Source organism: Heyndrickxia oleronia (assembly GCF_017809215.1).
GTDB classification, from domain to species: Bacteria; Bacillota; Bacilli; order Bacillales; family Bacillaceae_C; genus Heyndrickxia; species Heyndrickxia oleronia.
Window position 1 is genome coordinate 4949268 of sequence record NZ_CP065424.1, and the last position, 13903, is coordinate 4963170.

The window sequence follows — 13903 nt, forward strand, 5'->3', positions numbered from 1 at the left end:
AACATGAAAAGAACAGTCCCCACAGTGAGAACTGTCACTTTTTAAGCTATATTCAAGTCTTCAAATAATCCTTTCCTACCGTTTTTCTAAATAAAATGATGGGTACGAACGAAGCAATGTACATGAACCTCTTTAAACAGCTTTTTTTTGAAAATAAGTAAAACCACAAAATAGAAAAATAATAAAGCTTCCTAATATAACATATAAAAGGGTTTCAGTTGATACATATAATGAACCGATATCCCCTTCCTTTGGAATCATAATCAGAAAAGGCTGCGCCCATGGATACCACGGACCATATTTTGCTGAGTTCGCCACAAGTATATTCGGCAAGGTAAGGATGACATTTAAAGCAAGCGGCGCCGCAAAACTCGCCCATGCACTTGATATCCATAACTGCAAAGCAGCTAATGGTAAACACGCTAGCCAGCCTCCTAAAATCCCTCTCCATACTATTTCAGTAGGAAAACTGCTTGAGAATCCCTTGATCAATCCAATTGAATAGAAACTAATGAAAAATAGAAGCTGAGTAATTGCTAAGAAAAGAATCACCAAAAATCCTTTGCCTAAAAATACTTGTGCTCTAGAAACAGGTAAGGCGAGTAATTGCTTCCATCCTCCCCCCTGGTGTTCATATCGACAAACAAAGGCAGAGAATATCCCTGTCAGTAATGGCATAAAAAGAAGGGCATGAATGGAAATCATCGTTGTATATAAAGTAATCCATTGAACTGGTGAATCTTCATAGCCTTGCAATATTCCAAGTAAAAAGGCAAGTGCTGGACTCACAAATAATAATAACCATATATTTGATTTTCTAAATTTAAGCCATTCAGATCTTACAATATTCCAAAACATCTATTTCACATCCCGTTTGATAAAATCTAGCATTCCAATTAAAAAGATAATAAGACCAACGCCAAGCCCCATACTGACAAACCATAATGAATCATGGTGTTTGCCAATTAATAATGGCCATTTCCAGATCACCCAATCAGGTACTAAAATGGCATACATCGAGAAAATTGCACCTAATATCCCAATCGTTAATGGCAATGCTTGATTTCTAAATGTAATAGAAAGCCATACCTGTAATCCAAGGATAGGAATCCCTGCAAGCAAAGGAAAAAAGCTCATTTTTATAATTTGTAAGTATGGTATGTTAATACCAAATTTTAAGATAATCCCTAGAACACAAGTCATAATAACTAATAGAAAGCAGGAAATAAAAAGGAGGACACCATTTGCTATAAATTTTGCAGTATATACCGATTTTTTTGAAATAGGTAGTGCCAAGAGCTGCTTCCAGGCATTTTGTTGATGCTCTACATTAGCCGTCATGGAGGCAATAATTGTGAAACCGAGCCCTAAGGTGATTGGGATAAAAAGTTGTATATTTTCTAATAGCCCCTTCCAGTGGTCATCACCTGGTTTCACCAAGTAGTCATAGCGAAGTCCATAGTTCGCTGCCTGTAATAAGACGACTCCCAAGGGACCCAGGACAACTAAAAACCAGATCCACTTTCTTTTCATTTTAAGCAAGTCTGCTTTAATTACTTTGAACATCATAAACTAGAAGCCTCCTTCGTAAGCTCAAGGAAAATATCTTCTAAGGACATTTTTTTCTCCTCCACACGATAGATGGAAAAGTCATGATGAACAAGCTTTTCAACTGCATTGGCGATTTGCTGATTCTCACTTTCCTCTACAAAAATATGACCTTCGTGAAAATCTGCTTTAATCCCATTCGCTAATAACGTTCGCCATGCTGATTCATTATGGTTGGTCAGAATCTGGATTTGGCTTTTTGAACGTTGTTTTAATACTGAAATAGAGTCCTGAAAAATAATAGAGCCTTTGGTGATAATACCAACTTGTGTCGCCATCTGATCCATTTCACTTAATAAATGACTCGAAACGATGACTGTAATTCCATGTTTCTTAGGCATGTCTTTTATTAATTCACGCATCTCGATGATCCCAGATGGATCTAATCCATTTGTTGGCTCGTCTAAAATAAGAAGTTCTGGGTTTCCTAATAGTGAGGCTGCAATACCAAGGCGCTGTTTCATCCCAAGTGAATAACCTTTCACAGGTCGATTCGCCTCATTACTTAAACGAACAATATTGAGCACTTCATCAATTCTTGTTTTAGGTACATTTAATATTCTTCTCAATGCCTCCAAGTTTTCCCTTGCTGTTAAATGACCATAATAAGACGGAGATTCTACAAGTGAACCTACTTTTTTTAATATAGAAAGTTTTTCCTTCCTTAAATCCTTATTAAAAACATGAATAGACCCATATGTAGGTTTCATTAAACCCAATAGCATGCGAATCGTCGTTGTTTTCCCTGCCCCATTAGGGCCGAGAAATCCATAAATTTCGCCTTTTTTTATTTCTAAATTCACACCATTAACTACCTTTTTACCTTTAAATTTTTTAGTTAAATTATTTGTCTTTATAATAAATTCATTCATCTTCTCTCACCTCTTTTCCTATTCTAGTCATGCAAGGTTAAATGAAGTGCTAGTGATCGTTTAAATTTTGTTTAAAAAAGTAACAAAAAAAGAAGTCGACTTATTAGCGACTCCTTTTCATTTATTTCATTGTTGCGTTAGTTTAAATTTTGAAATCACCATCTGTAATTCCTCTGCTAAGTGAGATAGATTTTCTGCAGAGCTAGCGATTTCTTCCATCGTTGCTAGCTGTTCTTCAGATGCACTTGCATTTTCTTGGCTACCATTTGCTACCTGTTCAGATATCTTTTTAGCACCCTCCATCGCCTTAGCTACTTTTAATGTTATACTTTGTATATTTTCAACAGACGACGACACGTGTTCCGCCCTATTTGCCACAGTGGAAATTGATTGGGATATTTTGAAAAAGGATTCATTTGCCTCATTGGAAAAGGCAAGTCCTTGCTCCACCTTATTATTTCCTGCTTCCATTGATATAACTGTTTTTTTCGTTTCCGCTTGAATTTGTTCAATCATAGCTGAAATTTGATCAGATGACTTACGCGATTCTTCTGCTAATATTCTTACCTCATCTGCTACAACAGCAAATCCTTTTCCATGCTCTCCAGCTCTTGCGGCTTCAATTGCTGCATTAAGAGCAAGTAAGTTTGTTTGGTTAGCAATACCAGTAATTATTTCAGTGATCTTTCTAATATCCTCTGAATGTCTTCCTAAAGAATGAATCATATTAGTTGCTTCTTCAACCGTTGTATGAATCTCATTCATTTGAGCTACTACCTTTGTTATCGATGCAACACCTTGTTCTGAAAGTGTACTAGTTTCTTCCGATGAATGTAGCATTTCCTCACTAGCTCGTGCAATTTGGTTCATTCCTTCTGCCATTTCATCTACTGCACCATTAACTTCATAAAATGTTTCTAGCTGCTTTTCTGTTCCATTCGCATTTTCTGTTATTACACGAGTTACTTGCTCTGCTGCACTAGCGCTTTGCTGTGCACTAGCTGTAAGTTGCTCTGAACTAGAAGCCACCTGCATGCTAGAGTCAGATACTTGTCTTACTACAAATGCGAGATCCTCTACCATCTGATTAAATGAACGAGCTAACTCTCCAATTTCATCCTCAGACCTAACCTTTACTGGATCAATCCGTAAATCGCCCTCTGATACTAATTTCATAATTCCAGAAACTTTTTTAATTGGTCTCGCAATCATTCGCCCTATTACTAGCGCAATAACAATACCAACTAGGAGTGCAAATATAGTAATAACAATAATAAATACCTTAATGTTATTAACTTTTTCCCTAACTTGATCATGAGTCTCATCTAATTGTTTTTGCTGATGATCTACTAGAGCATCCACACTAGCGGTAAAATTTTCGCTTATACCTTTCAAATCATTGGTAATAAATTTATTAAGCTCTGCCTGATTGTGCTCCTTAAATAATTTCACTTCAAGATCAACAGCATCAAAATATTGATTATCTAGCGAATCGATTTGTTCATAAAGCTGCTTACCTTTTGAACTAGCAATAAGCTTTTTAATTTTTTTCGATGTATTTAAATAAAGAGATCTAGCTTCTTGATATTGATTGTAGTAATCAGAATTATTCGTAATAATATAACCACGAATACTTGCACTTTGACGTTGAAAGAGCAAATCTAATTCTTTTGCCATTGAAACCTTTTCAACTTGTTCATCTAACAAGTTGCTATATGTTTTATTGACAGTTAAAAGCTGACTATAACTAATTCCTGCTAAAACAAGTAATAAAATTAAAACACTGATAAATCCAGATAAAATCTTTCTTTGTACATTCCATTTCATTCGTTCATTTCTCCACTTCAACATATTTGTCATCTTCATTCTTTATTTCGACAAAATTTATTAATTTTCTAGTGGTTAAAAAAATAAGGAGTGATCACACTCCTTATTTTTTCACATTTGTTATCATTATTCTTGTACCTTGACGATCTGAATCAATCTCCCAGGTTAGATCCATTTCTTTTAACATCATTGAAACAATGGAAAGCCCGATTCCTGCTCCTTTATCCGTTGATTCTTTGTTTAATCCCTGCCCATGATCCTCTAACATTAACGTAAATTGTCCATCATTTTCGAATCCAGAAATTCCAACATATCTTCCCTCTTTTGTATGACGAATGATATTCTGAAATAAATTATCAATAATGCGTTCAAACCACCCTGGATCGATTGTCCATTCAATCTTTTTCTCTGGTAGATCAATATTTACATTGAAACCTTCTTTTTCAAATACAGGATACCAAGAAGCTGCAATTAGGCGAGTATTTCTTAATACATCTACCTTTTGTGGATAATAAGGGTATTTACCCGAAGATAATAGTGTGTAGGAAAGAAGATTGTCCAGCAATTGTCCAATATAAGTGATTTTTCGATCGATCATCTCGATAGACTCTTTTCCCTGATCACTCAGTTGATCCTTTTTTAATGAATATACATGACCACGTAGAGTAGTAAGAGGCGTCCGCAAATCATGTGATAGATTTGCAATTAATTGACGACGTAGCATTTCCTCTTCTTGTTCTCGTTCCCTTCCTTCCTTTAATTGGCCAATCATTCGATTAAAGGCATGCTCTAACTGACCAATTTCATCCTTTTTCCCTACAGAAACTGGCTCCGGAATTCCATGGGGACCTTTCTCTGCCATAGCATTTTGCAAATAAAGGAGACGTTTTCGTAGCTTATAAACAAATAACCAGGAAAGAAGAATAAAGATAACAAATAAGCCAAGCAACCCTACACTATAAAGAAAATCATAACGACTTCTTAGTTCGTCAATTGGTGCATTCATTCTGTTACGGGGCATTTGCATAACCATAAATCCTTTTTGCCTATTCCCTCCGATAAAAGCAACCGTCGTAAAAGGATCACTATCATAGCTTTTCTTCATAAAATCAACCGTAAAGGAAGAGCTCCAAATTTGTGGAATCCCTTCTTTTACTGGTAATTGTTTTTGCGTTTTCCCCTCATTATTCACCCAAAATAGTGTAGCATCTGGGTATTTTTCTTTTATTTCAATAAGCTTATTATTGATCTCTCTGGCATCGGCTTCGCCCAATAAGGCTGCTTCTTTGTGCCACATCTTCTCTAAATCAACACCGTTATAATAATCATCTGTATCTCCTTGATCCCGTGTCAAAATGGGAATATAGAAAATGGCTGAAGTAACCGGAATGACAATAGGAATAAATAATACGGCAATCATAATGATAAGGAGGAATTTCCCAAGGATTGAATGTCTAAGCTTCATTGCCTCACCCGATAGCCGATTCCTCTGATCGTTTCAATAATTTTGGGATTTGCAGGATCTTGTTCAACTTTTTCACGTAGATAGCGAATATGGACCATTAATGTTTTATCTCCATCAATATAAGGCTCTTCCCATACACCTTCATAAATTTGTTCTTTCGTTAATATTTGATTTGGATGCTTTAAAAAGTAATGAAAGATATGATATTGCTTTCCAGTAAGGAGAATTTCATCTCCTGTTCGCTGATCAATAATCCTGTTTTCGGATGGAATAATTTCTAAATGCTGGATAATAAACGATTCCCTTTTCTGCTTCTGAAACCTTCTTAATAACACTTCGATTCTAGCCACAAGCTCATCTGGATGGAACGGTTTCGTTAAATAGTCATCAGAGAACTCTAAACCTTGTAGCTTATCCTCCACAGAAGTCCGTGCAGATAACATCATGATTGGTACATTTGGTGCTTCCTTTTTCAAACGTTTTCCTACAGTAAAGCCATCTAAGCCAGGGAGCATAACATCTAATACAACAATATCCGCTTCCTGTATATATCCCAAAGAGCCTTCACCTGTTTGAAGCCATTTCACTTTATAACCTCTATCATGTAATTCTTCTGTGACCCATTTGCCAATTTCATGATCATCCTCTATGTATAAAATCTGTACCATTTCGCATTCCACCTTAATTAACTATATCTGGAATTAGTATATTATTAGTTTTGAAATTTTTAAAGGGGACCTAATCTAGAGGTCCCCATTTTAACAGATAAAAAACTATCGAATTAAATGTCCAGCTCCTAGCCCTTTTAGGGCAAAGCTCTTTCTCATACTTTGTTCTAATTAATAGAAGTTTTAATTAAATAGCGGTTGAAGTACGCTACACCTTTCATTTCATTGGGAAAAGTGCTGCCCCCCTATAAGAACCGCTGAATTCTTTATTGGACGAAATCAGCATAGGTCAAAAAGCTAACTTCCTTTTAAAAGAGAATAATTGCTTGCTAGTACTAGAACAAGGGGCTTTCCGCTTTTCTTATCTCTTACTCTTTTTTTGAGTACTTGTAATCTTTTTCCACTTCGCCTTTTCTAAAAGTGCTGCTCGCTTATTTTCCTTCCTTTCTAGAAAGGCAAGCTCTTTTTGTAATTTAACATAGCTATTATATCTATCTCTTTCTAAAATCCCATCATCAATCGCTTCTTGTATAGCACAGCCTGGTTCTTTCATATGAGAGCAATCTCTAAAGCGACAATTCTCAGCCAACGCCTCCACATCAGAAAAACTCTGACTAAAGCCTTCATCAGCTTCCCAAAGCTGTAATTCACGCATCCCCGGCGTATCAATTAATATACCGCCTTTATCTAAAATAATTAATTCACGATGGGTCGTTGTATGACGTCCACGATCATCACCTTCGCGCACAGATTGCACCTCTTGCTTCGTACTACCTAATAATGCATTCGTAAGGGTTGATTTCCCAACGCCCGAGGAACCTAGTAAAGCAATTGTCTGACCTTCATATACATATGGAGCAAGCTGATCCATCCCTATATTCTGCTCGGCACTAATTGCATGAATAGGAACACCAAATGCTACAGATTCAACCTGCGCAATCTTTTCCTCGATATCCTCACATAAATCGGACTTGCTTAAAATGATAACTGGGTTAGCTCCGCTTTCCCATGCAGTTAATACATACCGTTCAATCCTGCGAATATTAAAATCTGCATTCAATGCATTTACAAGAAAAATTGTGTCCACATTTGTTGCAACTATCTGTTCCTCTGTTGTCATACCGGCAACTTTTCTAGAAAATTTGCTTTTTCTAGGCAAAATATCATGAATAGTTGCCTTGTTTTCTTCATACCTAGGCGTGAGCACAACCCAATCTCCTATTGCAGGATAGTCTTGTCGCTCCAAGGCTTGAAAACGCATCTTCCCTGAAACTTCTGCAAGCAGTTCTCCCTTCTCTGTTAACACACGATAGATTCTTTTATGCTCTAAAATAACTCTTCCCACTTCATAACCTTGTTCTTTATACTCTTTAAATGCTTCCTCAAAATATTGATTCCAGCCTAATGTTTGTAAATTCAAATTGAATTTCCTCCATTTTCAATGTAATGATTATTTTTAAATAAAATAAAACCATGAACTGATTTGTCGCAGTCCATGGTCTTTAGTTCAATACATGAATATAGAGAAATTCATTAATGGTAAAAACAGAAAAATACTAAATATCATCATTTCCCATGGACTGCATTATGAAATTGAATGTAACTGCAATTAATGTATTTTTCATCATATATGCACCTCCAGGAATTTTTTTTGATATTAATTGAACTTATTGTATACCAAAAACTGTGAATTGTAAATATTTTTTTCAAAAAATTGATTTTATTCAAATTTTAATGTATAGATTCATAGAATCTGACCATACTAATGAAAGACGATGATCCCCCCTTTTTTTAAAGGCTTTCTGATAAATATTTGTCATAATGCTCACCTCAAAAGATGGATCTTTTTTAGAGATTACCATACTATAATGAGGTATTGTGCCGACAAATTCTTTACAGAAAGTCTTTTTTTTAAGCAGTTTTCGTATAGTTTTTTGGTTTTATAAATGTCCAACTGCTTGCTTTTCCACCCAGTAAAGGGATTCAGCGGTTCTTCATGCCTCTAAGAAATAGAAGATGTAGCGGCCTTTAACCGATCTTTTTTGATAAAACCCTATTTACATATAGCAACAATATTTTAAAAAAGAGATTTTTTATGTATATGGACTGTAAAATCGCCCTTTTTTTCTTTTATCAGTTAAATCCATTTGTCATCATGTAATTATTAGTTTATTCTAAAATAGAACTCATTTCGGAAGGCTGTTTTCGCATGGATTGTTCAAATCACCAAAGGATTTAGCCTATTGCTTTTCGCCTATAGATTATAGCCTATAATTAAGGCTACGAGCTCTTTTCTGTATTCTAAAAAGGAAGACAGAAAACAACCGTAAAAAAATCGATAGTAAGAATATTTTTACTAAATAGCAAAAGTTTAAGAAAAGAGCCTTTCATCAAAATTCATCTATCGCGTTGATTGAGGAGGAAGTAGTCATGACAATGAAAAAAACTTTAACTCTAGCAGGATCTGATTCAAGTGGTGGAGCAGGAATTCAAGCAGATTTAAAAACATTCCAGGAACTAGGTGTCTATGGGATGACTGCCTTAACATCCATTGTTGCCATGGATCCAAATAATGACTGGCATCATAATGTATTCCCAATTGATGTAAAAACGGTTGAACCACAATTAGAAACGATTCTATCTGTCGGAATTGATGCAATGAAAACAGGTATGCTCGGTTCAGTAGATATTATCGAGTTAGCTGCCCGTAAAATTGATGAGCATAAACTAACTCAGGTTGTCATTGATCCTGTTATGGTATGTAAAGGTGAAGATGAGGTTTTACAGCCTGAAAATACAGATGCTATGCGGGAATTATTAGTACCACGCGCAATGATTGTTACACCAAATCTATTCGAGGCTGGACAACTTGCAAAAACGGGTCCAATTAAAACTATCGATGAGATGAAGACAGCAGCTGTAAAAATTCATGATCTTGGGGCAAAAAATGTAGTTATTAAAGGTGGTAAACAACTAGATCATGATAAAGCTATTGACTTATTCTATGATGGTTCAGAATTTACCTTACTTGAAAATGAAAAAATAGATACAACATATAATCATGGGGCAGGTTGTACATTTGCTGCAGCTATTACTGCAGAGCTTGCAAAAGGAAGCTCTGTAAAAGAAGCAGTTAGCCTAGCGAAAAAATTTGTAGCAGCTGCTATAGAACATGGATTTAAACTAAATCAATATGTTGGACCTGTAATGCATGGGGCATACACACGTTTTGTGGCAAATAAATAATCTTTAAAGAGGAGTGGAGACCCACTCCTTTTTTTCTATAAAGCAATCTTTTCGCTTTCCCCTTCTATTTTTAGTAAAATAATCACATACTTTATTTATATTGATTTGTAGATAATATTTTTATAAAAGGAGGGTTCTTAAATGGAGCCTATACAAATCTCCGCTGTGCAAGAAAAAATCAATGAGTTATCAGGTAAGACAGTCTATATACATTTAGAAACAACTAATGGGGCCTATGCGTCTCATTTTAATGAATCCTTTTTTTCCGCTGGAGCATATATAAGAAATGCCCAAGTAAGTTATGAACATGGGAAGATTATTGGAGATGGTCCTTACCGTGTAGGATTGAAGCTTGCAATCGGCTGGATTTATGCAGAAGGCTTAACCCATTTTGAAGTAGATGACCTAGGACGTTTGCTTCTGGCCGGCCATGGATATGATGGGAAACTTGCAGTTGCACTAGAAATTAGTGAAACACCATTTGAATAAGAGACAAAAAGTTGAAAGGAGTTTTTTTTTATGGAAAAAGAACGTCAAGTTCTAGTTATATTCCCACATCCCGATGATGAAGCCTTTGGTGTATCAGGCACCATTTCCACGCATGTCAATAATGGAACACCAGTTACTTATGCATGCTTAACCCTTGGAGAAATGGGGAGAAATCTTGGGAATCCTCCATTTGCAACAAGAGAGTCATTGCCTAATATTCGAAAAAAGGAACTTCAAAAAGCAGCAGAAGTCATGGGAATTCAAGATTTAAGAATGATGGGTTACAGAGATAAAACAGTTGAATTTGAGGATGATGAAAAACTAACAAAAATGGTAACAGGTCTCATCGAAGAATTAAATCCTTCACTTATTATCACCTTTTACCCAGGTTATTCCGTCCATCCAGATCACGAAGCAACAGGAAGAGCTGTTGTCCGTGCCGTGAGACGTCTACCTGTTGAACAACGACCAAAGCTCCATTGTGTTGCGTTTTCTAATAACCACGAAGAAGAAATCGGTGCTCCGGATGTCATCAATGATGTAAGTGCGGTAACTGATCAAAAAATCGGTGCCATGAAAGCACATATCTCACAAACTGGTTGGATGATTGCTGATCGTGAGGAAAAATTAAAGCAAAAAGATCCCGAAACCCTCGCATGGCTACAATACGAAAGATTTTGGAACTACCAATGGGAAAATGATCAAGTGAAATAATCTATACAGCAGGCTACCCTAAAGGGTGGCTTTTTTGTTTAGGCTCTTTTCTCAAACATTGTTGCTATTTAAGTAAAGTTATAACAATTTAAATATCGACTGAGGATTGCTACACCTATCATTTTACTGAAAAACACTGCAATTTCCAAAAGAACCGCTAGAATCCTTTATTGGGAGTATAAGCTTTGTTTAATAGGGTTAGTTTGGTATATTCTATCTGGCGGACACTTCTTTTATTTCCCCTAAGGCATTTGTCTTTCATCTCATTGATGGAGGGCATCTCTCTTTTTTTCAGATCATTTGTCCATTCCCGCATGATACATTTCTCCCCCTTATTTATGATTATTTGTCTTTCGTTCTAAACCAAAGTGAGTAATCACTCATTTTTTGATTGACACCAGACATAGACTCCCTTTATGATTTAAAGTGAGTAATCACTCATTTTGTAATTAGGGGGTATTTTTAATGGATCCTGTCATTCAGATTAATCAGGTAAGCAAGAGCTTTGGAAAAAAGAATGTCTTATCCAAGATTGATTTATCCATCCATTCCGGGCAAATCTATGGCCTAATCGGCCCTTCAGGCTCTGGGAAGACTACATTAATAAAAATTATTGTTGGCATGGACTCTACATCAACAGGTACTGTTCATGTATTAAATACGACAATGCCTAATCTTAATATTCTACAAAGGATTGGCTATATGGCTCAATCCGATGCACTTTATCCTGAACTAACAGGAGAGGAAAACATGGTTTTCTTTGCTTCTTTGTTTAAATTAAAAAAGGCAGAATTAAAGCAACGAATTGCCTATGCAGCTAGATTAGTAGACCTTACATCTCATCTCTCCAAAAAAGTGGGAGCTTATTCCGGAGGTATGAAACGGAGACTATCTCTTGCTATCGCTTTAGTTCATAACCCTGAAATACTCATTCTGGATGAACCGACAGTTGGAATTGATCCAGAGCTAAGACTCTCGATATGGAATGAGCTAGCCAATTTAAAAAAAGCTGGAAAGACCATTCTCGTCACCACACATGTCATGGACGAGGCGGAAAAATGTGATTGTCTAGCAATGGTTCGAGATGGAGAGATCCTTGCCACTGGCTCACCTTCAGAATTAATGAAGATGTACAAAGTAAATCAAATAGAGGCAGTATTTTTAAAGGGTAGTGTCAAAAGTTCTATGAAAAATCAATTCTAAGGGATGGATTTCTTCACGGAACTTGAGAAGGTGCTGCCGCAGTCGCTCTTGACAAACACGCCAATGGTTTGTGATGTGTTCATTAAGGGCGAAGAGGACAAAAGAAGGCATACCAAATAAACCCTCGGTTTTTCCAATTTTAAACCATTGGCAAGTTCGGTTTGTCAAGAGTACGCTTCGCCGCCTGCTGGTTAAGGGGCTCTGCTAAACAAAAGCTAGGCTGTCTGGTCTTCGATCCAATCCTGGGCTAAACCAATCAGTTTGGTCCATCTGGCAGGCATGTTAGGCAGTTGAAGCAACTCTGGTTGAAGGACCGGGACTTTCCCTTCCAGCGCTGAGTGTGGCCGTAAAAAGTTAAAATAAGCCACAAACAGTGTCACATAGGAGACGGAACCTTGTTCGGATCCAAAACCGTACGTTTGACGATAGTTGCCTTTGAAGGTCCTGTTCAGCCGTTCGATGATCTGTTTCAACGGCCGGTATTCAGCCGATACTGGATCTTCGTTCGTAAGGCCGATGACTTGCTTGATGTCGAATGATATTCCATGTTGGGCGAAGAATTGCTGGGCCAGTAGATAAATCGGATTACCATCAACTACGATGGTCAAGTCCTCCGGGACTTCCTTGAACTTCGTCAAGACTTCATCAATGGCCAGAATCGCTGCTTGTGTATCCCGATTCCGGGATACGGGATAGGCCAGAATGATCTTTTTCACCGCATCGAAGAAGAAGAACAGATAGCGCCAGCGGCCACCCACCCGGATATACGTCTCATCGCCGCAGAACTGGTCGGAAAGCTCATAAGGATAATGGTCCACATACGGCTTGAGAAGCAAGGCCACACTGTTCTCATAATTCAGGATGCTTTGGTGGGAGATATCCACACCATGAACATCCTTCATTAAGGCAGCTGTCTTTCGGGCGGACAGTCCATAATTCACATGGTAAGTCAGGATGAGTCCCAGGGTGTGGGGCGACACATACAGTCTAGATAAATCCACTTTTGGCTTCTTGGGTGACTCCTGGAAAGTGGCTTGTACTCAATGTGAAATTGGCGAAATAGGTATCGCATCTTGAAATCCTGGGGGTTCTTCTTGAATCGTTTTCTATCTTTGGACGAAAGTCCATTTAGGTTCCGCTGGTAGAAGGAACACGCATTATTCTTGCACTTGTAGATATCAAAGTCTTTCCGTTCCTTCACTTTTTCAAGGGTCTTCAAGCAATGCGGGCATTTCAGGATGGCTTCCTTGGCATACTGGTTTTTCTGATTGAACAGACACGCACACACCTTACATTGGTACTGTCCGTTTCCTCCATTATTGGCATAAAGGTAATCTGCTGGAGCACCACACTTTGGGCAGGAAATGTTGGATGGTACGGATGTTTTGGAATTGGCATGACGTCTGACAGGCTTTAGTGTCTTACCTTTTTCTTCGGAGTACTCTTTCATTAGGGTTTTATAATCCAGCTTTTGAAAAGTCTCGATAACAGGAAGTTCATCCACCTGGAGCTTTCGATAAGGCTGATTCACCGGCTGTTCTTTCGACTTATCAAACATGTTCTTGCCAATAAGCAGCGTAAGAAGAGTCCGGATTATTTGATCTTGGTACTTAATTAAAGTTAATAAATAGGTTATAATTTGAGGGTACAACTTGTCACTTCCTTTCTGGGAATTGGGTGTGTGGTAACCTCAATTATCTCCAGAATTCAGGGGGTGGCAATTTTTTTGCTTAAAAAGCCCTCTATCATAGGATTTTATAACCTATTTCTTATAAAAGTTTTGACAATACGTTTTAAAGGCTGGGGGGAGA

Annotated in this window: 11 protein-coding genes and 1 pseudogene; 4 read left to right on the forward strand and 8 right to left on the reverse strand. The window is 37.2% G+C overall.

Annotated elements, in window-relative coordinates; translation table 11 throughout:
• Window positions 1-132 precede the first annotated feature (132 nt).
• The 7 genes from I5818_RS24785 to rsgA form a co-directional block, all read right to left on the reverse strand.
• A complete protein-coding gene (locus tag I5818_RS24785; protein WP_071977505.1) occupies window positions 133-858 on the reverse strand; it encodes an ABC transporter permease in 726 nt (241 codons plus the stop codon).
• Complete coding sequence (locus tag I5818_RS24790) at window positions 859-1569, reverse strand: ABC transporter permease (RefSeq protein ID WP_078109662.1); 711 nt, start codon at window positions 1567-1569, stop codon at window positions 859-861. It abuts the gene before it with no gap.
• Window positions 1566-2480, reverse strand: a complete 915-nt coding sequence (locus I5818_RS24795) for an ABC transporter ATP-binding protein (protein WP_071977503.1) — start codon at window positions 2478-2480, stop codon at window positions 1566-1568. The genes I5818_RS24790 and I5818_RS24795 overlap by 4 nt, the downstream gene beginning before the upstream one ends.
• A 126-nt stretch (window positions 2481-2606) precedes the next feature.
• Window positions 2607-4307, reverse strand: a complete 1701-nt coding sequence (locus tag I5818_RS24800) for a methyl-accepting chemotaxis protein (protein ID WP_169846877.1) — start codon at window positions 4305-4307, stop codon at window positions 2607-2609.
• A 103-nt stretch (window positions 4308-4410) separates the two neighbouring features.
• Window positions 4411-5772: a HAMP domain-containing sensor histidine kinase gene (locus I5818_RS24805; RefSeq protein WP_078109660.1), complete on the reverse strand. Its 1362-nt coding sequence runs from the start codon at window positions 5770-5772 to the stop codon at window positions 4411-4413.
• A complete protein-coding gene (locus I5818_RS24810) occupies window positions 5769-6440 on the reverse strand; it encodes a response regulator transcription factor (protein WP_071977500.1) in 672 nt (223 codons plus the stop codon). The genes I5818_RS24805 and I5818_RS24810 overlap by 4 nt, the downstream gene beginning before the upstream one ends.
• A 361-nt stretch (window positions 6441-6801) precedes the next feature.
• A complete protein-coding gene (rsgA, locus tag I5818_RS24815) occupies window positions 6802-7860 on the reverse strand; it encodes a ribosome small subunit-dependent GTPase A (RefSeq protein WP_071977499.1) in 1059 nt (352 codons plus the stop codon).
• A 1010-nt stretch (window positions 7861-8870) separates the two neighbouring features.
• On the opposite strand from rsgA, the gene pdxK reads away from it, so the two are divergent.
• From pdxK to I5818_RS24835, 4 genes are all read left to right on the forward strand, one after another.
• Window positions 8871-9686 (forward strand): pyridoxine/pyridoxal/pyridoxamine kinase, encoded by an 816-nt coding sequence (pdxK, locus tag I5818_RS24820; RefSeq protein WP_071977498.1) that lies wholly within the window; start codon window positions 8871-8873, stop codon window positions 9684-9686.
• Window positions 9687-9827: 141 nt separating this feature from the next.
• Entirely contained in the window at window positions 9828-10175 is a 348-nt protein-coding gene (locus I5818_RS24825; RefSeq protein ID WP_071977497.1) for a YojF family protein, read from the forward strand.
• Between the two features lie 30 nt (window positions 10176-10205).
• Window positions 10206-10889 (forward strand): bacillithiol biosynthesis deacetylase BshB2, encoded by a 684-nt coding sequence (bshB2, locus tag I5818_RS24830; protein WP_058005748.1) that lies wholly within the window; start codon window positions 10206-10208, stop codon window positions 10887-10889.
• A 465-nt stretch (window positions 10890-11354) separates the two neighbouring features.
• Complete coding sequence (locus I5818_RS24835; RefSeq protein WP_078111447.1) at window positions 11355-12092, forward strand: ABC transporter ATP-binding protein; 738 nt, start codon at window positions 11355-11357, stop codon at window positions 12090-12092.
• A 215-nt stretch (window positions 12093-12307) separates the two neighbouring features.
• Here the strand turns inward: I5818_RS24835 and I5818_RS24840 are convergent.
• A pseudogene (locus I5818_RS24840) lies at window positions 12308-13743 on the reverse strand (IS6 family transposase).
• Window positions 13744-13903 lie beyond the last annotated feature (160 nt).